Origin of the sequence: Gordonia terrae, from assembly GCF_001698225.1 — a bacterium.
Classification (GTDB): domain Bacteria; phylum Actinomycetota; class Actinomycetes; order Mycobacteriales; family Mycobacteriaceae; genus Gordonia; species Gordonia terrae.
In genome coordinates this window covers 749,751-771,035 of the sequence record NZ_CP016594.1, presented here as the reverse complement: position 1 = coordinate 771,035, position 21,285 = coordinate 749,751, and the positions used below count along the sequence as shown (strand labels likewise).

Here is a 21,285-nt window from a genome sequence, read left to right as displayed (position 1 = left end):
CATGACAGAGAACCTCGGACACCCCGGCGACCCCTCAGCCCAGCTGGCGGTCGCCTACGCCGACACCAGCGCGGCCCAGCTCGGATTCTCGCTGAGCGCCCCGCTGCAGGAACCCCTGGCCCAGGAGGACCGCGACATCGACGGCATCACCGTGTCGGTGCGTCTGCTCGGCGCGAGCCATCAGGTGCTCGTCGAAGACGGCGTGCAACGAATCTGTGAGACCGTCGCCTGCCTGCCGGAAGTGACCTCGGCGCTCCCGGAGAGTTTCCAGGAGAGCGGCTATTACTTCAGTTCCCGTGTGGAGTCCGTGAACCCCGACCAGCTCGCCGCCCTCGTCGAGCAACTGGCTGCTCGCGTCACCGAGCAGTCGGCGACCGGCCACCCGTGCGTGATGGGTCACTTCCCGGGCGAGCCGTATGCCGTCACCGCCATCGTCTCGGAGTCCACCGACGACGCCATCAGCTGGCACACCTGGCACACCTACCCGAAGGCCGCCGAGGTCGTCGTCACCTCCAGCAGGATCGACCGCGGCCCGGTGGCCCGCCCATGACCGGAGCGCCCCCGCCCGGCGGGCCGCCCGACCCGCGCCGACGGCTCAACAAGACCCGCAACATCATCATCGGCGTGATCGTCGTGCTCACCGTGTTCGCGCTCATCGGGGCGTGCACCGCGCGAGTCGCGCGCGGCGGCGGCATCGGCGGGTCGGCGCGCGACTACATCACGCAGAACTACGAGCGCGACACCTCCCTCGACGAGGGCGATGTCGACGCCTACGTGGCCGACGGAAGCCCCGCCGAGGTCGCGAACGAGATCCGCGACGCCGAACGTCCCAGCGACCAGCGGAGCGGCGCCTCGGGCGCGGGCAACATCGCCGGCACCCAATTCCTGCAGTATCCCGACTATCTCGTCGGTCTGTTCCCGCTGGCCGCCGGGACCACCCGGGTGATGCTCAGCCGCGACTACCGGTCGGGTTACCACCACTACCACCCCTACGTCGGCGCCTTCTGGGTACCGACCCCGCGCTACGCGGGTAGCGGCAGCGGGAACCGCGGCGGCGGCAGCGGCGGTGGCGGCAAATGATCGTTGTCCGTCCGGAACTCCCCATCGAACTCGTCCGATCAACCAACGGAGAAGACCATGCTCGCTGATATCGCTGAGAACGCCTACGCTGCAGGCGCTTACGCCGGTGTCGGCGTGATCCTGATGATCATCTCGTTCGGCATCCTCGACCTCCTCACGCCGGGAAAGCTCCGTTCGCAGCTGTGGACCGACCGCAACCGCAACGCGGGAATCCTGGTGGGCTCCAACATGCTCGCCGTCGCCGTCATCGTCACCGCGGCCATCGTCGCGAGCGAGGGTCGGCTCCTCGAGGGACTCGCCTACACCGCGGTGTACTCGGCCATCGGCCTCATCGTGATGGCGGTGACCTTCCTCGTCATCGACCTGCTGACCCCCGGGAATCTCGGCGAGTTGCTGGTCCATCCGGAGAGCCACCCGGCGGTCTGGGTGCAGGGCATCGCGCACATCGGGGTGTCGATCATCGTCGCCGCCTCCATCCTGTGACCGTGTCACCACAGTCCCCCGCTCGTCCGTGATCGACCACGACCCGACTCCGGACGGCCGCGGTCCGGTGGCGACCGACGCCGCACCGGACGCATTGGCGCTGCGACCGAGGTTCGCCCGCGCCGGGCTGCTCGCCGTCGTCTTCGTCTGCGCCGCCTGCGGCCTGGTGTACGAGCTGGCCCTGGTCTCGCTCGGCTCGTTCCTGATCGGCAACACCGCGACACAGGCGTCGATCGTCCTCGCGGTGATGGTCTTCGCGATGGGGATCGGGTCGCTCGCCGCCAAACCGCTCCAGCCGCAATCCGTCACGGCCTTCGCGGTCATCGAACTGCTGCTCGCACTCATCGGCGGATTGTCGGTGATGGCGCTCTACGCCGCATTCGCGTACCTCGAGTTGTACACGCCCGCGCTCGTTCTCGTGGCCTTCGTCCTCGGCCTTCTGATCGGCGCCGAGATCCCGCTGCTGATGGTCCTCCTGCAACGGATACGACGCCAGGAGGCCGGCTCGGCGGTGGCCGACATGTTCGCCGTCGACTACATCGGCGCACTCGTCGGCGGACTGTGTTTCCCGTTCCTGTTGCTGCCGTTCTTCGGCCAGTTGCGTGGGGCACTGGTGGTCGGACTCGTCAACGCCGCGGCCGGCTGCTTCCTCGTCTTCGTGGTCTTCCGGAAGTCGATGTCGCGCGCCCAGATGCTCGTCCTGTCCGCGTCGGCGATCGGGGTCGTCGCCGTCCTGGTCGCGGGGCTGATGCTGTCCGGTCGCTTCGAGGTCACCGCTCGCCAGGCGCTGTACCGAGACCCGATCGTGGCCGCCGAGCGCAGCGCGTACCAGGACATCGTCATCACCGAGAACCGCTTCGGGGCAGCGGCCGACACCCGGTTGTACCTGAACGGCGACCTGCAGTTCTCCTCGGTCGACGAGCATCGCTACCACGAGACCCTGGTCCATCCGGCGATGTCCGGCAAGCACGATTCCGTTCTGGTCCTCGGTGGCGGTGACGGACTCGCGCTGCGCGAGGTGCTCACCTATCCCGACGCGCGCGACGTCACGCTCGTCGAACTCGATCCGGAGATGATCCGACTGGCCCGGACCGACGAGCGTCTGACGAGGCTGAACCGGGGATCGATGACCGACCCACGACCCCAGGTGATCGCCGCCGACGCCTTCTCCTGGCTACGTGGCACCGACCGCCGGTTCGACGTGATCATCGTCGACATGCCCGACCCCGACGACTCGGCCACCGCGAAGCTGTATTCCACCGAGTTCTACGCGATGGTCCGCGCTCATCTCGCCGAGACGGGCCGCACCGTCGTCCAGGCCGGCTCCCCCTACTTCGCACCGAAATCGTTCTGGTGCGTGGCGTCGACCATGCGTGCGGCCGGACTGGACCCGACCCCGTACCACGTCGACGTCCCCGCCTTCGGGGACTGGGGTTTCCACCTCGCGGGTGTCGAGGGCCGGGTCACCCCGTCGGTGCGGGCGCCGGGACCGCTCCGGTTCCTCAGCCCTGAGCAGTTGGCTGCCGCAACGGTTTTCCCACTCGATCGGCAGCAACTGGACCTGCCTCCGTCCACGCTTATGGACCCCCGGATCCTGCGGTACGCGCAAGGCGAGTGGGCGACCTACTGACGCCGAGGCGTCCGCGAATGCACATGCTCCACATGAGCGGCTCCCGACGAATCGCATTCGGTTGACGATGTCAACTGTAGGGTGAGGCGATGACCACCAGGGCCGAGAGCGCGGCGCACACCAGGCAGGCGCTGCTGGTGGCGGCGTCGGCGCTCCTCGATCACGGCGGACCGGAAGCGGTGACCCTGCGCGAAGTCGGCAGTGGCGCCGGGGTTTCCCGGTCCGCCGCGTACCGGCACTTCGTGGGGAAGGACGAACTGCTGGCGGCGGTCGCCGCCGACGCGTGGGCGGTCGTCGCCGATGGACTCGACGCCATCTCGTCCGACGCCGAACGGTCCCCCGGGGACGCCGTGCGGTCGGCGCTACACGCACTGTCCGACCTCGGACTGGGCCGGCCACATCTCTACCGGCTCATGTTTGCGACCCCGGCGGGCGCGCCGACGATCCCCGCGGCCGCACGTGCACAGGACGGTCTCGTGTCCCTCGTGGGCCGCATCGTCGGCGCCGACGCGGCACGACACCATGCGGCGCTGCTCTTCGCGGCGGCCCACGGCCTCACCGACCTGGACACCCACGGCCACCTGCCACCCGACAAGTGGCACGCCGACCGGCACACCCTCATCGATCTCGCCGTCTCCTCGCTGCCCCACGGGGACAACGGCAACGGCGCCGCCGGCTCTACCGGGAACGCCGATGTCTAGCGGGGTGACGATCGCGCTCGTCCTGCTCGGCGTGCTCGCCTGCGTCGGCGCGGTGGTGCTGATCCGCACCCGGCGCGTCGTGCGGACCCCCGCCGAGCGGGCGGTCCACCTGGCACTGCACACCGCGTCCCTCGCCGCGCGCTCCCTGCGGACCGGACTGTCGGCGGAATCCGCACGTGAGGCATTGCCCCACCTGCACACACTCACCGCCGCCGAGGCGGTCGCCCTCTACGACGGAGAGCCGAGCCGCCTCGCCCATCTGCCCGAGGGCGACGACATCTGGGACCGCGAGATGCTCGCGCATGCCGACCGCGCGGCAGCCTCGGCGCTCGGCGACCTCCGGCGCGTACTGCTCACCGACCCCAGTGGAGCCGAGTCGCCGGTACGCGCGCTGGTGGCCCAGCCCCTCGTCGCCGACGACGTCGGGGTCGGGGTCCTGGTGGTCGCCACCACGCGACGGCCCGGCCCCGGAATGCTCGGCGCCATCGCCGAAGTCGCGCGGTACGCGTCGAGCCAGATCGAACTCGCCGACCTCGACGCCTCACGCGCACGACTCAACCGCGCCGAGGTCCTCGCGCTCCGCGCGCAGATCAGTCCGCATTTCATCTACAACGCGCTCAACACCATCGCCTCGTTCGTGCGGACCGACCCCGACCGGGCGCGCGAACTCGTCCTCGACTTCGCCGACTTCACCCGGTACTCCTTCCGCGCGGCCGGTGAATACACGGTTCTCGCCGACGAGTTGCGCAACATCGACCGCTACCTGACGCTCGAGCGCGCGCGCTTCGGCAACGCACTCGACGTCAGACTGCATGTCGCGCCCGAGGTCCTGAACGTCGTCGTGCCGTTCCTCGCCCTGCAACCGCTCGTCGAGAACGCCGTGCGACACGGCTTGGCGTCGAAGGGCGGGGGCACCATCACGATCGTCGCGGCCGACGAGGGCACCGACTGCGTCATCACCGTCGAGGACGACGGCGTGGGAATGGAACCCGAACTCCTGCGCAGCGGCGCGCTGGACGCCCTCGATCACAGCGAGGGTGCCCACGTGGGCCTGACCAACGTCGACCATCGGCTCCGCGCCGCGTTCGGCAACGACTACGGGCTCGTCGTCGAGACGGCGGTCGGCGCCGGCACCAAGGTCGGGATGCGTGTCCCGAAGTTCCGCGCCGGCATCCGGGCGTGACAACGCAAGGCACGGTTCCGGCGGGCGCCGGAGGACCGGGGCGGTAAACTGCGGTCTGTCGTCGAGGCGGGAGGTGTTCCATGACCGCACTGGTGGTGCTCACGGTCGACGACGAACCACCAGCTCTCGACGAGCTCGGTTACCTGTTGAACCGGCAGGACGACGTCGCCGAGGTCCACTCGGCCTCCGACGCCACCGGCGCCCTCCGCGAGCTCAACGAGCACCGTATCGACGCGATCTTCCTCGACATCAACATGCCCGGCCTCTCGGGACTCGAACTCGCCGGCGTGCTCGCGAAATACGCCTCGCCCCCGGCGATCGTGTTCGTCACCGCCCACGACGACCGGGCGGTCGACGCGTTCGAGGTCGGTGCCGTCGACTACCTGCTCAAACCCCTTCGCGAACAACGTCTCACCCAGGCGGTCGAGCGGGTCCGCGCCAGCCTCGACAGTCGGGAACGCGCGCCCGAACCCGCCCAGCCGGCGGCTCGTCCCGAGCGTCGCACCGGTACGGACGAGGTCATCCCGGTGGAGATGAGCGGCGTGACCTCGCTCGTCCGGCGCGACTCGATCTCCTGGGTCGAGGCCGTCGGCGACTACGCCCGCCTGCACGCCGACTCGGGCGCCCACCTCGTGCGCATCCCGTTGTCGACCCTCGAATCACGCTGGCAAGAAACCGGTTTCGCGCGCGTACATCGGTCCTACCTCGTCGCGCTGCCGATGGTGACCGGCCTGCGCAGCGTCGGCGGCGGCACCGTGGTGTGCGTGCGGGCCAACGGCGCCTCCGACGCCGTCGAACTACCCGTGAGCCGGCGTCAGGTCCGCGAACTGAAGGACCGTCTCATCCGGGACCCACTGCGCCAGTATCGTTCCCCCGCCGGCCGCGACGATGGCTGAACACCCACCCCAGCGGGAACGGGTCGTGCTCGCCTCACGCCGCGGGGCACGGATGGTGCGCACCCGCGTCGAGGTCCAGGAACAGACCGAGGTCGGCGACGCCCTCGTCCGGGGCCTCATGCGCGCCCAGCTCGGTCTCGGCCTCCGGCTCGGCGGCGCCCTGCTCGCCGTCGCCATGGCCATACCCGTTGCCGCCTGGCTGTTTCCGGGCATCGCCGACGCCGAGATCTTCGGTATCCGTCTGATCTGGCTGGTGCTGGGGCTCGTCGCCTTCCCGGTCCTCTACCTCGCCGGTCGGCTCTACGTCCATCTCGCCGAACAGGCCGAACGCGACTTCATGGGCCTCGTCGATGACGATGTGTCCGACGAAGGCGCGCCGTGACCACCGAGGTCCACGTCCTCACCGCGGTCGGGCTGTTCGCCGCCGCCATCGCCACGATCGTGGTCGGCGCCTGGGGCGGCCGGTTCTCGCGCACCACCTCCGACTTCCTGGTCGCCTCGCGGAGCGTCGGCTCGCGCTGGAACGCCGCCGCGGTCTCCGGCGAATACCTGTCAGCGGCATCGTTTCTCGGCGTGGCCGGGCTCATCGCGAAGTACGGCGCCGACGCCCTCTGGTATCCGGTCGGGTTCACCGCCGGGTACCTCGGGCTGTTGCTGTTCGTCGCTGCGCCGCTGCGTCGTTCCGGGGCCTACACCGTGCCCGACTTCGCCGAGTTCCGCCTCGCCTCCACCGCCGTCCGGAAGACCGCGATGCTGGTCGTGGTCGTCGTCTGCGTCCTTTACCTCATCCCCCAGTTCCAGGGCGCGGGACTCACCCTCAACATCCTGCTCGGCGCTCCCGTGTGGGCCGGGGTGGTGGGCGTCGGCCTCATCGTGATCGTGAACGTCGTCGGCGGCGGCATGCGGTCGATCACCTTCGTGCAGGCGTTTCAGTATTGGCTCAAACTGACCGCGATCGCGGTCCCCGCGCTCGTCCTGATCGGCGTCTTCGCCCAGGATCCCACCCCCGTCGGGGAACCCGCGCCGCCCCGCATCACCACCGCGACCGCCGTCGACGTGACCACCGACGTGTCGGTCAGCGTCGCCGAGACCACCGGAGTCCGGGTCACCGGGACGCTGGACGGAGTCGTCGTCGACGACGCGCCGGTGGCCACCACCGGACCGCACGTGATCTCCGCGGGTTCCACGATCTTCCTCGACGCCGGCGCGGCCACCCCCGTCGTGGCGGGCGCACCGACGCAGAACGCGGACTGGATCGCACCGGGCGGCGGTTTCGGCGGCAGTCATCCCCTCTACCAGGTGCTGTCGCTGATCATCGCGACGTTCCTCGGCGTGATGGGTCTACCGCATGTGCTGGTGCGCTTCTACACCAATCCCGACGGGCGGTCGGCCCGGCGGACGGCACTGGCCGTCATCGCGTTGCTGTCGCTGTTCTACCTGTTCCCGATCCTGTTGGGGGTGTTCGCGCGACTCTACGTTCCCGAGTTGCTCATCACCGGCACCGCCGACGCCGCGGTCCTGCTGTTGCCGAGTGCGGCGGTCGGCGGGATCGCCGGCCAGGTCCTGGCCGCGCTCGTCGCGGCGGGGGCGATCGCGGCGTTCCTCGCCACGTCGTCGGGACTTCTCGTGTCGGTCGCCGGTGCGCTCGCCACCGATCTGTTGCGCGGCCGCGTCCGCGATTTTCGGGTGGCTGCGGTCATCGGGGGACTCATCCCCATCGGCCTGTCCCTGGCGGCTGCCTCCCTGGAACTGTCCCGGACCGTCGGATTGGTGTTCGCGGTCGCCGCATCGACACTGTGCCCCTTGCTGGTCCTGGGGATCTGGTGGCGCGGTCTGACGGCCGTCGGCGCCATCGCCGGACTCCTCGTCGGCGGCGCGGCGTCGGGGTCGGCGACGATGCTGGCGATCGCCGGGGTCGTCGACGACGACGTGCTGGGCGGGTGGCTCGCGGTGGTGATCGGCTATCCGGCCGCGATCACCGTGCCGCTCGCGTTCGGCACGATGGTGCTGGTCAGCCGGATGACCCGCCGTCGGATACCGGCCGATCTGGCCCGGACATTCGCACGGATGCACGTGCCGGAGCGCGTCGGGATGGGGCTGGACCGCACACCCGGACGGGTGGCCGATGACCGATCGGACAGGTGACCGCTCACCGTTCGTCGGATCTCACCGACCGTCCGTCGCACAGACCGCGGGCTTCGGCGTGTGACCCACGCCACGTGATTGCCTGTGACCTGCACCTCATTCAGGCTGACTCTCGCAGAGCCATCACACATGTGGCCACGTCACCCTGGGAGGAACCGTGTCGACCGTCGACCAACCACCACCGGCGCCACACGCGCCGACCGGCGAAGAGTTCATCGAGATGCAGGCCAGTCCGGAGTTCCAGGAGCTGCGGCGCACGCTGCGGAAGTTCGTCTTCCCGCTGACCGCGTTCTTCCTGATCTGGTACGCCCTCTACGTGCTGCTCGGCGCCTTCGCGCATGACTTCATGGCGACCCAGGTCTGGGGCAACATCAACCTCGGTCTGATCCTCGGTCTGTTGCAGTTCGTCAGCACCTTCGTCATCACCGGCATGTACGTACGCTTCGCCAATCGCAACCTCGATCCGAAGGCCGAGGCGATCCGCAACGAGATGGAAGGCGGACCCTCGCTGTGAACACCACCGTGCCCTCCTCCGATGTGACCGTCCTCGCGGCGACCGTCGGCAGCCCCGTCGCCAACATCGCCATCTTCGCCGCCTTCGTCGCGGTCACGATGTTCGTGGTCATCAAGGCCAGCAAGAACAACAACACCGCCGCCGACTTCTTCACCGGCGGCCGCGGCTTCTCCGGACCCCAGAACGGCATCGCGATCGCCGGCGACTACCTGTCGGCGGCCAGCTTCCTCGGCATCGCGGGCGCCATCGCGGTCTACGGCTACGACGGCTTCCTCTACTCCATCGGATTCCTCGTCGCGTGGCTGGTCGCCCTGTTGCTGGTGGCCGAATTGTTGCGCAACACCGGCAAGTTCACGATGGCCGACGTCCTGAGCTTCCGGCTCAAGCAACGCCCGGTCCGTCTGGCCGCGGCGATCTCGACCCTCGCGGTGTCGCTGTTCTACCTGCTCGCCCAGATGGCCGGCGCCGGCGGCCTGGTCGCGCTGCTCCTCGACATCGAAGGACGCCTCGGCCAGTCCATCGTCATCGCCGTCGTCGGTGCGCTGATGATCGTCTACGTGCTCATCGGCGGCATGAAGGGCACCACCTGGGTGCAGATCATCAAGGCCGTCCTGCTCATCGCGGGCGCCGGCATCATGACGTTCATCGTCCTGGCCAAGTTCGGCATGAACCTGTCGTCGATCCTCGGTGCGGCGCAGGACGCGGTCACCGACTCGACCAGCGAAAAGGTCGCCGCGCGTGACGTTCTCGCACCCGGTGCCCAGTACGGCGGATCGCTGACGAGCCAGATCAACTTCATCTCGCTCGCCATCGCACTCGTCCTCGGCACCGCGGGCCTGCCCCACGTGCTGATGCGCTTCTACACCGTGCCGACCGCCAAGGAGGCTCGCAAGTCGGTGGTCTGGGCCATCGCCCTGATCGGTGCCTTCTACCTGTTCACCCTGGTCCTCGGTTACGGAGCGGCCGCCCTGGTCGGCCCGGACAAGATCCTCGACGCCGCGGGCGGACAGAACTCCGCGGCACCTCTGTTGGCGTTCGAGCTCGGCGGTGTCGTCCTCCTGGGCATCATCTCGGCGGTCGCCTTCGCGACGATCCTCGCCGTGGTCGCCGGCCTCGCCATCACGGCGTCCGCCTCCTTCGCCCACGACATCTACGCCTCGGTGATCAAGCGCAACAAGGCAAGTGAGGCCGACCAGGTCCGCGTCTCGCGGTACACGGTCGTCGTCCTCGGCATCGTCAGCATCGTCCTCGGCATCCTCGCCAACGGTCAGAACATCGCCTTCCTGGTGGCGCTGGCCTTCGCGATCGCCGCGGCCGCGAACCTGCCGACGATCGTCTACTCGCTCTACTGGAAGCGCTTCAACACCCGCGGCGCCCTGTGGAGCATGTACGGCGGCCTGATCTCCACGATCGTGCTGATCATCTTCTCCCCCGCCGTCTCCGGGTCGTCGACCGCCATGATCTCCGGCGCCGACTTCGCCTGGTTCCCGTTGGCCAACCCCGGCATCATCTCGATCCCGCTGGCCTTCGTCCTCGGCATCGTCGGCACGCTGACGACCCCGTCGGACAACGGCACCCCGGAACGCAACGCGGAGATGGAAGTTCGGTCCCTCACCGGCATCGGTGCCGAGAAGGCCGTGCAGCACTAGGCCACTCGCGCTCGATCCGCAACGACAGACGCACCACCGATCTTCGGTGGTGCGTCCGTCGTTGGTGTGGGTCCTTCTCGCGGCGCGGTTTCCGTCGCGCTTATCGGATCCAATAAGCGGAACGGAAACGGAACCGCGGGAACACAATCAACCCCGGGACTCAGGCGTCCTGGATCCGCGCGAACGGCTTGGCGGCTTCGAGTTCGAAGGCCAATTCGAGGAGGGTGCGCTCCTGGCCGAGGTCGGCGGCGAAGTGGATGCCCACCGGCATACCCGACTCCGTCTGTCCGAGTGGCAAACTGATCGCCGGGGTGCCCGCGGTGTTGTTGGCCGGGGTGAACGCGATGAACTTCGTCAGCCGGTCCATCGCCTCGTCGAATTCGATTGCCGGATCGAGGTATCCGATCTCGGGAGTTGTATGGACGACGGTCGGGGTGAGGATCACGTCGAAGGTGTCGTGCAGACCCCGAATCGTGGCGGTCGACTTCTTCAACCCGCGAACCGCGCCGGGGAGCCGGTAGAAGTGCCGGAGGGCGCTCCGCGACAACCCGCGGGTGAAGGAGTCGACCTGCGAGCGGTCGAAGCCCTTGTCGACGACCCGCTTTCCGAACCGGTCCAGCGCCAGGGCCAGCAATGACCAGTAGTCGATGAAGTCCCGGACGTAGTCGCGATCGACCGGCAACGGCACCATCTCGGTGCGGTGGCCCAGCGACTCGACGAGTTCGGCGGCCTCGGCAACGCACCGTTGGGTCTCGCGGTCGAGCAGCGCACCGGTCAGCGGCTCGGTGATCAGCGCGATCTTCAACCGCTTCGTGCCCGGACCGTCGACCACACCGATCGGCGGCATCCCGGGTGCGGGCCGGAAACCCTGTGTGTCGGCGAGGAAGCGCGCCGTGTCCCGCACCGAGCGACTGACGATGCCGTTGGACACCAGGTCGATCGGAGCGTCCCGCGTCTCCTTCGACGACTCGACCCGCCCGCGACTCGGCTTGAGCCCCACCAGACCACAGATGGCGGCAGGGATCCGGATCGACCCGCCACCGTCGTTCGCGTGCGCGATCGGTAGCGCACCGGCGGCGACGAGCGCCGCCGAACCACCCGAGGAACCACCCGAGGAATAGTCGGTGTCCCACGGATTGCGCGTCGGCTCGCGGTCGACGAATTCCGTCGTCGAGGTCAGCCCGAAGGCGGGCATCGTCGACGCCCCGACGACGTTCACCCCGCTGGACAGGAACTGATTGGTGAAGGCCTCGTTGGCCTCGGCCGGCCGCGGCGGCACCGCCGCCGAACCATGGCGGGTCGGCAGTCCCGCGAAGTCGGTGTTGTTCTTGATGATCGACGGCACCCCGATGAACGATCCCAGCGGGAAGTCGTCGTCGACGGCACGCTTCCGAGCGCGCTCGCGATCGTCGAAGGCGATCGCGTTGAGGTGCGGGTTGACGGCGTCGATGCGGGCGATGGCGGCCTCGACCGCTTCCGCTGCGGATATCTGGCCGGAGGAGATCGCGTCGGCGATGCCGACCGCGTCGTGCTCGCCGAGTGCGTCGTCGGTGAACGCGTGGACGTGTTTCATGCCCGGACCCTACCGTCTCGGCGCAACCCCGATCATCGACAAGACGTCACCCACGAGGTCCGAGGCGTGATCGGCGTCGAAGGCGAGCCCGAACACCGCGTGGTGGTACAGCGGGGCGATCACGTGATCGAGCACCTGGCGCACGGACGGCGTGGGTTCACCGCGCTCCTGCGCCCGCGCGATCATCTGCTCGGCGTGCTCTCGCCTGATCTCCCAGCAGGGGCAGACCTCGACGATGTCCTCGCGGGCCGCGACCATGGCGCGCAGGTAGGCCCGGCGCTTGGGACGCGCGATGTCGGCGGCGATGATCTGCGCCCACTCCGCGAGATCCCCGGCGAGGGTGCCGGTGTCGGGCAACGGTTCGCCCTGCGTCAGCGCCGCGACCGCCACCTCGCCGAGCAGTGCGTCGATCGACCGCCACCGTCGATAGATGCTGGTCGGGTTGACCCCGGCGAGTTCGGCGACCTCCGGGATCGTCATCGTCTCGCGGCGTCCGGCGCCGACGAGCTGACCGACGGCCGTGTAGACCGCCGATTGCACGCGCGCGCTGCGACCACCGGGACGCCGGGTCGGCGCGGCGGGGCCGCCAGGAGTCGGCTTGTCGGAAGTGCGGGCGGTCGTCATGGACGCCATTATTGCAAAGCTGATTGCTTTTGGAACACAGTCCGGGCTAGTTTCTGAATGCAACTCTGTTTGCTTTAAGGAGACCTCGTGGCGCCACTTCATCCCCATCGCGCGTTCTGGCTGATCGCGGCCACCTACATGATGGTCCTGTTCGCGTCCGCGGCACCGTCACCGCTGTATCCCGTCTACCAGGAACTCTGGGGGTTCTCCGCGCTCACGCTGACGCTGGTGTTCGCGGTGTACGTGCTCACCATGCTGTTGAGCCTCCTCACGGTCGGGTCTCTTTCCGATCATGTCGGCCGGCGGCCCGTTCTCGCCGTCGCGCTCGTCCTGCTCATCGCGAGCATGGTGCTGTTCGTCGTCGCCCAGGACGTCGGCACGCTGCTTGCCGCCCGCGCCCTCCAAGGCCTGGCCACCGGGGCGGCGATGGGCACGTTGACCGCGACAACGGTCGATCTGCAGCCCTCGGCTCGGATCGGATCGACGATCGTCGGCGCGGCACCGGCGATCGGCCTGGCGAGCGGCGTCGCCGTGGCCGGTGTGCTCGTCGAATACGCACCCGCGCCCCGCGTCCTGATCTACGAGATCATCCTCGGCCTGTTCGCCGCGCTGTTGATCGCCCTGCTCATCGTCCCGGAGACACGCGAGCGGATCGGCTTCGACTCCCGACGGCACCTGGCGGGCACGCTCGCGCCGCAGGTGCGCGTGCCCCGCGAGGTCCGCACGGTGTTCCTGGCATCCGTCCCCGCGCTCGTCGCCACCTGGTCCCTCGGCGGCCTGTATCTCTCCCTCGGCTCGTCGGTCGTCTCCCGCGTCTTCGGCGTGGACAACCACGGCGCGGCGGGCGCAATCCTGTTCGTCTTCTTCGCCTGCGCGGCCCTCACGTCCCTGTTCATCACCGATCGCCCGTCGACGATCAAGGCGGCGTACGGTCTCCCCGCACTCGCCGCCGGTGTGGTGATCTCACTGGCCGGGGTCCTGGCGGAATCCCTGCCGCTCTACATCGTCGGCTCGATCGTGGCCGGCTCGGGCTGGGCCGCCACCTTCCTCTCCGCGATGGACAACATCACCGCCGCGACCCCGCCCGCCCAGCGCGGTCAGGTCTTCTCGTCGGTGTTCGTGGCGAGCTACCTCGCCTTCAGCGTCCCGGCCGTGATCGCCGGAATCGTCGTGTCGCACATCGGCTTGCGCGACACCATCATCGGTTACGTCGGCTATGTCCTCGCGATGGTGATGATCGCGGCGACATTCGCGGTGACGATGCACCGCCGGGCGACGACAGCAGTCCGCGATTCCGTCGAAGACGCTGCGGCGCACCCGGAACCAGCGCGCAAGGGCTGAGTCACTCCGCGACGGTCGGTCGCCACCCGACCATCCGAGTGGCCAGCTCCGCGTAGAAGTCCCCCATCTCCTCGGGCGAGAGCGAACCCCCGTCGCGATACCACCGCGCGACGTCGATACCCATGGACAGCATCGCGTTGGTGGTGGCGAGCGAATCGGCAACGGCGAAGTCCCCGTTGCCGATGCCGGCGTCGACGATCGCGCGCACCCGCCGGGTGATCTCGCGGCGCATGGCCATCACGGTGCCGAGATGGTCGGGCGCGAGCGCGTTCAGCTCGTAGTTCACCACCCGACCGCCCACGTGTTCGCGCGCGTGGTGCTCGGTGAACGCGTGGACGATCGCCCGCAACCGGTCACCGGGTGACGCCGACGGATCGTCGGCGTCGTCGATCGCCGCGAGAATGGCACGGTGCCCCGCGTCGGAGATCTCGAACAGCAGCTCCTCCTTGGAGCGGAAGTGCACGTAGACCGCTGCTGAGCTCATCTGCGCACCGTTGGCGATGTCCCTCGTGGTGGTGCCGTTGAACCCCTTCGCGGCGAACGCCTCGACGGCGGCACGCAGGAGCCGGGCCCGAGCGGCCATCGGCCGCGTTTGCGACGCCGGATCGGCGGACGGGCCCATCGTCACCCTCTCGAAACGGTCGGACTGGTCATCGCAACGGACCCGTGATTGACAGCCTCCGGCCCGCGCGGCATAGTGCAACCTATCACTAAGCAAGCGCTTAGTCATTCGTGAACCGGCTGGGTCTCCCCAGCCGGGAGGCACACGGCAGAGGTCCCCAGTTCGGCCACACCGCCCGGAGTACGGACACCCTCGACAGGAGTAGAGAAGAACCCATGCAGCTGACATTCAGTCCTGAAGAAGAGGCCTTCCGCGAGGAGTTGCGCGGAATCTTCGCCAAGGTCCCCGAAGACGTTCGCAAGCGGTGCGAAGAGGGCAAACTCAACTACCCGGAGGACCTCGTCACCACGACGCGCATCCTCAACGAGCACGGTGTGGCCACCCCGAGCTGGCCCGCGGAGTACGGCGGCAAGGACTGGACCCCGATCCAGCACCACATCTACCGCGAGGAGATGAGCCTCGCGTTCGTCCCCGACATGCTCCCCTTCAACGTCGGCATGATCGGTCCGGTCATCGCCCAGTTCGGGTCCGACGAGATGAAGGAACGCTTCCTCGCCAAGACCGCGAACCTCGACATCTGGTGGTGCCAGGGCTTCTCCGAGCCCGAGGCCGGTTCGGACCTGGCCTCGCTCAAGACCCGCGCGGTTCGCGATGGCGACGAGTACGTCATCAACGGACAGAAGACGTGGACCACGCTCGGCCAGTTCGCGGACTGGATCTTCTGCCTCGCGCGCACGAACCCCGATGTCAAGAAGCAGGCCGGCATCAGCATGTTCCTGTTCCCGATGGACACCCCGGGCGTCGAGATCCGGCCGATCCAGCTCATCGACGGCAGCTACGAGGTCAACGAAGTCTTCTTCAACGACGTCCGCGTACCCGCCGAGAACATGGTCGGCGAGGAGAACAGCGGCTGGACGCAGGCCAAGTTCCTGCTCGGCAACGAGCGCAACGGCATCGCCCGCGTCGGCTACACCAAGGCGAAGCTGGCCCGCGCCAAGGAACTCGCCAAGCAGACCCGGACAGCGAAGGGCACCCTGCTCGACGACCCGCTGTTCGCCGCCCGCCTGGCCGAGGTCGAGAACGAACTGCTCGCGCTCGAGCTGACCCAGCTGCGTGTCGCCGCGTCGTCGGCCGACGGCAAGCCGAACCCGGCGTCGTCGCTGCTGAAGCTCACCGGCAGCCAGCTGCAGCAGGCCGCGATGGAGCTGCTCGCCGACATCGCCGGCCCGGATTCGCTCCCGGTCGCCCAGCTCGACGCGTCGGCACCCAACGGCAGTGCGGAGGTGAGCGCCCCCGAGTGGGCCCAGCTCGCCGCACCGACCTACCTCAACTACCGCAAGGTCACGATCTACGGCGGCTCGTCGGAAGTGCAGCGCCAGATCATCGACAAGGCCGTCCTGGGCCTCTGAGCCCCGGCCACGACTCTTACCGACCTTCACCTAAGGAACACCATGGATTTCGAGCTTTCCGAAGAGCAGGGGATGCTGCGCGACACCGTTCGCGAAGTCCTCACCAAGACCTACGACGTCGAGACGCTGCGCAAGGTCACCGACACCGACCTCGGCTGGAGCGAGAAGGTGTGGAAGTCGCTGGCCGAGATCGGCATCCTCGGCCTCACCTTCCCGGAGAACGAGGGCGGCATGGATGCCGGGCCCGTCGAATTCACCAGTGTGATGACCGAACTCGGCCGCGCACTGGCTCCGGAGCCCTACCTCGACTCGGTCCTCGTCCCCGGCTCGCTCCTCGGCCTCGCCGACGACGCGACCCGCGCCGAGCTGCGGACCGCACTGGCATCCGGCGAACTCCTGATGGCTTTCGCCCACACCGAGCCGGGTGACCGGTGGCCGGAGGCCCGGGTCGAGACCACCGCGTCGGCCGACGGCGTCCTGAACGGAACCAAGAGCCTTGTCGGACACGGCGATTGCGCAGCCAAGCTGATCGTGTCGGCCCGCGACGACAAGGGCGTCGGCCTCTACCTCATCGACGCCGACGCCGAGGGCGTCACCCGCACCCCCTACCGGACCCACGATCGTCGGCGCGGTGCGCAGATCGAGTTCACCGATGCCAAGGCCACGCGCCTCGGCGACGGCGACGCCTCGCAGACGATCGCCGATGCGGAGGTCGGCATCCAGACGGCGCTGTGCGCCGAGGCCGTCGGCGCGATGGAGCGCAGCCTCGATCTCACCGTCGAATACCTCAAGTCGCGCAAGCAGTTCGGCGTCACACTGTCGTCGTTTCAGGCGCTCACCCACCGGGCCGCCGACATGTACGTCCAGCTCGAACTGGCGCGCAGCCTGAGCCTGTATGCGACCTCGGCGCTGGCCGACGGCATCGCCGACCCGATCATCGCGTCGCGGGCGAAGCTGCAGATCTGCCGGTCCGCGCGTCTGGTCGGCCAGGAAGCGATCCAGATGCACGGCGGTATCGGCATGACCGCCGAGTACCCCATCGCCCACTACGTGAGCCGACTGACCGCGATCAGCCACACCCTCGGCGACGCGTCGGACCATGTGACCCGCCTGGCGGAGAACGTCGACTCCTACGACATGCTCAGCGTCGGCTGACACGCCGATCTCCCCCGGACACGCTCCGGAGGGGTGCTGCGGGGGCTGTGCCCCGGCTACTGTCCTTCAGCGAAGGTCCTTGTGCGCTTCTCGCGCGCGGACCTTCGCTGAAGTCGTTGTCGGGCGGCCGCCCGCTGACGGTGTCGTGAGGCGAGAGGGATCCGGATGGAACTGCTGCGGGACAATCTGGCCGCGGGCGCGTCGTTCAGCCTGGTCGGCATCGCCTTGCTCATCCTGGGATTCGCGGCACTCGACCTGGTGACGCCCGGCCGGCTGCGGCAGCTGGTGTGGATCGAACACAATCGCAACGCGGTGCTGCTGACCACGTCGATGGTCATCGGTCTCGCGATCGTGCTGGTCTGTTCGGTGATCGACACCGAACTCCTGGAGCTGTGGCGCGCGCTGCTCTACACCGCGGCGTACTCGGTGCTCACGATCGCGGTGATGATGTGGTCGTTCGTGCTGATCGACTGGCTCACGCCCGGGAAGCTGGGAACGCTGCTGTTCGACGGGGCGCCGGGCGCCGACGACGCTCCCGACTCCCTCGACACCGGCCGGAGGACCGCCGACGAGCATCCCGCGGGGTGGATCACGGCCGCGGTGTTCGTCGCCGTGGGCGCCGTCATCGGGATGACCCTGCTGGTCTGAGTTCGGGGCGACACCGCTGGTCCACGCGTTTTCCGGGGTTGACTCAGGCACCCGAACATGCTTATTGACCCTCGGCCAACAAGCCCATAGGGTGAGCCACCATGACCGCAGCACTCATCGAGGAATCCATCGACATCGACGCCACCCCCGAGCAGGTGTGGTCGGTGATCTCCGATCTCAAGCGCATGGGCGAGTGGAGCCCCCAGTGCAAGAAGATGATCATCCGCGGCGGCACCGTCGGGTTGGGGACCAAGACCATCAACATCAACCGCCGGGGCCCGCTGGTGTGGCCGACCACCTCCAAGGTCGTGCGCTTCACCCCCAACCAGGAACTCGGTTTCCGGGTCGCCGAGAACCACACCATCTGGAGCTACACCATCACCCCGAAGGACGCCGGCGTCACGGTCACCGAGCGCCGCGAGGTCAACGGATCGACCACCAAGGTCTCGTCGGTGCTCGTGGACAAGCTCTTCGGTGGGGCCGACTCGTTCGAAGAGGAACTCAAGCTCGGGATGGCCGAGACGCTCGGCAAGATCAAGCGCGCCGCCGAGTCCAACTGACCCTTCGAGACGCTCGCAAGCTCGCTCCTCAGGGGGCGGGGGACGCTCGCAAGCTCGCTCCTCAGGGCGCGGGGATCAGGTTCCGCTGAGCTTGTTGATGAGCTCGGGGAGGTCGGCCACCGAGTCGATGATGTGGTCGGGGTAGGGCCCGAACTCGTCACGCTGCAACGCATGCAGCGCCTCCTCGCGGAACTTGCCGGTGCGCACCAGCACCCCGATCAGCGCCGCGGCCTGGGCTCCCAGGACGTCGTTGTGCATGTCGTCGCCGACCATGACCACCTGCGTCGGCTCGAGACCCAGGATCTCGGTGGCCGCCCGGAAACCGACCGGCGAGGGCTTGCCGATCGCCTTGATCTTTGCGCCCGAGGCCTTTTCGAGGCCCTCGAGGTACACCCCGGTGTCAATGCTCAGACCGGCCGACGTCGACCAGGTCATCGACCGGTGCATCGCGATCACCGGGATGCCGTCGAGCAGCATCTCCAGGACCTTCGACAATGCCGCGTGGGTGAACACCGAACCGGCGCCGCCGAGTACCACCACCTCGGCCGACGCCGGATCGTCGGTCAGCTCCACGCCGGTCATGTCCTCGGCGATCGGCCCCTCGTTGAGCACCCATACGCGCTTGCCCGGATACGTGGCGGCGACGTGTTCGGCGGTCAGCTTGGCCGCCGACAGGATCTCGTCCGACTCCACCTCGAAACCGCATTCGTTCAGCGCCTCGGCGATCTCCCCGCGCGACCGGGACGTCGTGTTGGTCAGGAACATCCGTGGGATGCCCTGATCGGCGAGTTCGGCGATCGCCTCCACCGCGCCCGGCAGCGCCCGCCACGAGGTGACCATCACCCCGTCGATGTCGAGCAGCAGACCCAGCGCCATGCGCACGAATGTAGTCCTCGGGCAGCTGCGTCGCAGGGCAGGCCCGGCCACCTGGCCGGGACCGCGGCGGCGCCCACGGCGGCACCTGGCATGCTGAGCCCATGCGTACCGTCGTAGAGCATCAGCGCGTCGTCGCGGCCTTGTTCGGCGCGCCCGAACCGTCGAGGGTCGCAGTGCCGCAATCGCTGGGTCTCGCCACATTCACCGATGTCGACGCTCCGCTGCCCCTGCCCGGCTTCGACAACTCCGCGATGGACGGATTCGCCGTGCGCGCCGCCGATCTCGCGGACGCGAGCACCGATTCACCGGTCACCTTGCCGGTCGCCGCGGACATCCCCGCCGGCCGCACCGACGACCTGACGCTCGAACCGGGGACCGCACACCGCATCATGACCGGCGCCCCGATGCCCGCGGGCGCCGATGCGGTCGTCCCGGTCGAACTGACCGACGCCGTGGTCGGGCCGGTGGCCGCCGCGCCGACGGTCACCTTCACCGCGGCGCCCGAGCGGGGCAAGCACATCCGGCGCGGGGGCTCCGACATCGAGTTCGGCACCCGCGCACTGCCGGCCGGCACGGTGATCGGCGCGCCGCAGATCGGCTTGCTGGCGGCACTGGGTATCGCCGAGGTCACCGTCACCCGACGATTGCGCGTCGTCGTGCTGTCCACCGGTTCCGAACTCGTGGAGCCCGGAAAACCGTTGCGCCACGGTCAGATCTACGAGTCCAACGGCGCCATGTTGACCGCCGCGGTCACCGAGGCCGGCGCGATCGGTCGTCACCTGCACTTCGTTCCCGACAACACCGCGGACTTCGCCGCGCGGCTCGACGAGGTCGCCGACGACGCCGATCTGATCATCACCTCCGGCGGCGTCAGCGCCGGCGCCTTCGAGGTGGTCAAAGACGCACTGTCGGCGACGGGGACCGTCGAGTTCGTGAAGGTGGCGATGCAGCCGGGAATGCCCCAGGGCTGCGGCCACTTCCCCTCGACGCGTGGGACGCGGGTACCGATCATCACCCTGCCGGGCAACCCCGTCAGTGCGCTCGTGTCGTTCGAGGTCTTCATCCGGCCGGCCCTGCGCGCCGCGATGGCCCTGCCGGCCGACCGGGAGCGGGTCGAGGCCCGCCTCGGCGCCGACATCCGCTCACCCCGCGGCAAACGACAGTTCCTGCGCGGCGTACTCGACGCGGGGCACCTCGACGGAGCCGTCGGGGTCGATCCGATCGGCCCACCCGCCTCCCATCACCTGCGCTACCTGGCCGAGGCCGACGCATTGATCGACATCCCCGCCGACGTCGAGGCAGTCGAGGCCGGAACGCTGGTGGAAGTGCTGGTCCTGCGCTGACGACGAGGCCCGCGGGGGCAGCGCTCTAGAGTGGACGCCGAGGCACCCGGCGATGCGGTGCGCACCGAGTACCCGGCCTGGACACAGGCCAGAGGAGGTTGATCGTGGCCCGACGTCCGCGTCCGGACGGCTCCGGTGACACCGGCCGTGTCGCCCATTTTCTCGATCTGGCCCGAGAGACCATCCCCCCGATCCATCCAGCCGGTGTGCCGTTCGTCGCCGCTCCGGCCGCCGTTGCCCTGCTGGGTCGCAGGCACCGCTGGATCGCCCGGCCGGCCGCTCTGACCGCCGGGGCGTGCGCGGCCTTCTTCCGGCATCCGAAGCGGGTTCCGCCCACCGAGCCCGGGGTGGTGGTCGCGCCCGCGGACGGCACCATCGCTCTGGTCGACGAGGCCGTCCCGCCCGCCGAGTCCGGCCTGGGCACGCAGCCGCTGCCCCGGGTCTCGACGTTCCTGTCGATCTTCGACGTCCACGTGCAGCGCGTGCCGATCGCGGGCACGGTGACCGCCGTGACCCACACGCCGGGCGCGTTCGTCTCCGCCGACCTCCCCGAGGCCAGTCGCGACAACGAGCGCACCACGATGACCATCCGCACCACCGCCGCGGGCGGCGCGCCCGGCCCCGAGCTGGCGGTCGTGCAGATCGCCGGTCTCATCGCGCGGCGGATCGTGTGCGAGCCGACGATCGGGGACTCGCTGGCGCTCGGTGAGACCTACGGGCTGATCCGATTCGGCTCGCGGGTCGACGTCTATTTCCCGGCCGGCACCCGGCCCCGCGTCTCGGTCGGCCAGCGCGCGGTGGGCGGCGAGACCCCGTTCGCGTACCTGGATCAGTGAACTCCGGCCAGGTGAAC

Annotated in this window: 22 protein-coding genes; 18 read left to right on the top strand and 4 right to left on the bottom strand. The window is 68.8% G+C overall.

Features of this window, described 5'->3' with window-relative positions; translation table 11 throughout:
• The first annotated feature begins 1 nt into the window (after position 1).
• From BCM27_RS03580 to BCM27_RS03530, 11 genes are all read left to right on the top strand, one after another.
• The gene (locus BCM27_RS03580) at positions 2-550 is read left to right on the top strand and encodes a DUF2617 family protein (protein WP_004022851.1); all 549 of its coding nucleotides are present in this window, start codon (positions 2-4) and stop codon (positions 548-550) included.
• Positions 547-1,080, top strand: coding sequence for a DUF4247 domain-containing protein (locus BCM27_RS03575; protein WP_004022850.1), 534 nt, complete (start codon positions 547-549; stop codon positions 1,078-1,080). The genes BCM27_RS03580 and BCM27_RS03575 overlap by 4 nt, the downstream gene beginning before the upstream one ends.
• Before the next feature lie 57 nt (positions 1,081-1,137).
• Positions 1,138-1,563 (top strand): DUF350 domain-containing protein, encoded by a 426-nt coding sequence (locus BCM27_RS03570; RefSeq protein ID WP_004022849.1) that lies wholly within the window; start codon positions 1,138-1,140, stop codon positions 1,561-1,563.
• A 67-nt stretch (positions 1,564-1,630) separates the two neighbouring features.
• Positions 1,631-3,193: a polyamine aminopropyltransferase gene (locus tag BCM27_RS03565; protein ID WP_033206200.1), complete on the top strand. Its 1,563-nt coding sequence runs from the start codon at positions 1,631-1,633 to the stop codon at positions 3,191-3,193.
• An 89-nt stretch (positions 3,194-3,282) separates the two neighbouring features.
• Positions 3,283-3,894 (top strand): TetR/AcrR family transcriptional regulator, encoded by a 612-nt coding sequence (locus BCM27_RS03560; RefSeq protein ID WP_004022847.1) that lies wholly within the window; start codon positions 3,283-3,285, stop codon positions 3,892-3,894.
• The gene (locus BCM27_RS03555; RefSeq protein ID WP_004022846.1) at positions 3,887-5,077 is read left to right on the top strand and encodes a sensor histidine kinase; all 1,191 of its coding nucleotides are present in this window, start codon (positions 3,887-3,889) and stop codon (positions 5,075-5,077) included. The genes BCM27_RS03560 and BCM27_RS03555 overlap by 8 nt, the downstream gene beginning before the upstream one ends.
• 80 nt (positions 5,078-5,157) lie before the next feature.
• Entirely contained in the window at positions 5,158-5,973 is an 816-nt protein-coding gene (locus tag BCM27_RS03550) for a LytR/AlgR family response regulator transcription factor (RefSeq protein ID WP_004022845.1), read from the top strand.
• The gene (locus BCM27_RS03545; protein ID WP_004022844.1) at positions 5,966-6,355 is read left to right on the top strand and encodes a hypothetical protein; all 390 of its coding nucleotides are present in this window, start codon (positions 5,966-5,968) and stop codon (positions 6,353-6,355) included. Before BCM27_RS03550 ends, BCM27_RS03545 begins: the two co-directional genes overlap by 8 nt.
• The gene (locus tag BCM27_RS03540; RefSeq protein WP_004022843.1) at positions 6,352-8,118 is read left to right on the top strand and encodes a sodium/solute symporter; all 1,767 of its coding nucleotides are present in this window, start codon (positions 6,352-6,354) and stop codon (positions 8,116-8,118) included. The genes BCM27_RS03545 and BCM27_RS03540 overlap by 4 nt, the downstream gene beginning before the upstream one ends.
• A gap of 157 nt (positions 8,119-8,275) precedes the next feature.
• A complete protein-coding gene (locus BCM27_RS03535) occupies positions 8,276-8,632 on the top strand; it encodes a DUF485 domain-containing protein (RefSeq protein WP_033206154.1) in 357 nt (118 codons plus the stop codon).
• Positions 8,629-10,281 carry a solute symporter family protein gene (locus BCM27_RS03530; protein WP_004022841.1) on the top strand — a complete coding sequence of 551 codons (1,653 nt, stop codon included), beginning with the start codon at positions 8,629-8,631 and terminating at the stop codon, positions 10,279-10,281. Before BCM27_RS03535 ends, BCM27_RS03530 begins: the two co-directional genes overlap by 4 nt.
• Positions 10,282-10,441: 160 nt before the next feature.
• On the opposite strand, the gene BCM27_RS03525 is transcribed toward BCM27_RS03530, so the two are convergent.
• Together BCM27_RS03525 and BCM27_RS03520 are read right to left on the bottom strand one after the other, a co-directional pair.
• Positions 10,442-11,854 (bottom strand): amidase, encoded by a 1,413-nt coding sequence (locus BCM27_RS03525; protein ID WP_004022840.1) that lies wholly within the window; start codon positions 11,852-11,854, stop codon positions 10,442-10,444.
• Between the two features lie 9 nt (positions 11,855-11,863).
• Positions 11,864-12,478 carry a TetR/AcrR family transcriptional regulator gene (locus BCM27_RS03520; protein WP_004022839.1) on the bottom strand — a complete coding sequence of 205 codons (615 nt, stop codon included), beginning with the start codon at positions 12,476-12,478 and terminating at the stop codon, positions 11,864-11,866.
• Positions 12,479-12,565: 87 nt separating this feature from the next.
• On the opposite strand from BCM27_RS03520, the gene BCM27_RS03515 reads away from it, so the two are divergent.
• Positions 12,566-13,819 (top strand): MFS transporter, encoded by a 1,254-nt coding sequence (locus BCM27_RS03515; RefSeq protein ID WP_004022838.1) that lies wholly within the window; start codon positions 12,566-12,568, stop codon positions 13,817-13,819.
• Between the two features lies 1 nt (position 13,820).
• Here the strand turns inward: BCM27_RS03515 and BCM27_RS03510 are convergent, their stop codons facing one another.
• A complete protein-coding gene (locus tag BCM27_RS03510) occupies positions 13,821-14,441 on the bottom strand; it encodes a TetR/AcrR family transcriptional regulator (protein ID WP_004022837.1) in 621 nt (206 codons plus the stop codon).
• 215 nt (positions 14,442-14,656) lie between these two features.
• On the opposite strand from BCM27_RS03510, the gene BCM27_RS03505 reads away from it, so the two are divergent.
• From BCM27_RS03505 to BCM27_RS03490, 4 genes are all read left to right on the top strand, one after another.
• Positions 14,657-15,850 carry an acyl-CoA dehydrogenase family protein gene (locus BCM27_RS03505; protein ID WP_004022836.1) on the top strand — a complete coding sequence of 398 codons (1,194 nt, stop codon included), beginning with the start codon at positions 14,657-14,659 and terminating at the stop codon, positions 15,848-15,850.
• 42 nt (positions 15,851-15,892) lie between these two features.
• Positions 15,893-17,005: an acyl-CoA dehydrogenase family protein gene (locus BCM27_RS03500; protein WP_004022835.1), complete on the top strand. Its 1,113-nt coding sequence runs from the start codon at positions 15,893-15,895 to the stop codon at positions 17,003-17,005.
• A 165-nt stretch (positions 17,006-17,170) separates the two neighbouring features.
• Entirely contained in the window at positions 17,171-17,653 is a 483-nt protein-coding gene (locus tag BCM27_RS03495) for a DUF350 domain-containing protein (RefSeq protein WP_004022834.1), read from the top strand.
• 101 nt (positions 17,654-17,754) lie between these two features.
• Positions 17,755-18,213, top strand: a complete 459-nt coding sequence (locus BCM27_RS03490) for an SRPBCC family protein (RefSeq protein WP_004022833.1) — start codon at positions 17,755-17,757, stop codon at positions 18,211-18,213.
• A gap of 75 nt (positions 18,214-18,288) precedes the next feature.
• Here BCM27_RS03490 and BCM27_RS03485 read toward each other — a convergent pair whose 3' ends face one another.
• Positions 18,289-19,089: an HAD-IIA family hydrolase gene (locus tag BCM27_RS03485; protein ID WP_033206163.1), complete on the bottom strand. Its 801-nt coding sequence runs from the start codon at positions 19,087-19,089 to the stop codon at positions 18,289-18,291.
• A 101-nt stretch (positions 19,090-19,190) separates the two neighbouring features.
• Between BCM27_RS03485 and moeA the strand changes: the two genes are divergently transcribed.
• Both moeA and BCM27_RS03475 read left to right on the top strand, forming a co-directional pair.
• Positions 19,191-20,432: a molybdopterin molybdotransferase MoeA gene (gene moeA, locus BCM27_RS03480; RefSeq protein WP_004022831.1), complete on the top strand. Its 1,242-nt coding sequence runs from the start codon at positions 19,191-19,193 to the stop codon at positions 20,430-20,432.
• Positions 20,433-20,536: 104 nt separating this feature from the next.
• Positions 20,537-21,268: a phosphatidylserine decarboxylase gene (locus BCM27_RS03475; RefSeq protein ID WP_004022830.1), complete on the top strand. Its 732-nt coding sequence runs from the start codon at positions 20,537-20,539 to the stop codon at positions 21,266-21,268.
• Positions 21,269-21,285: the final 17 nt, after the last annotated feature.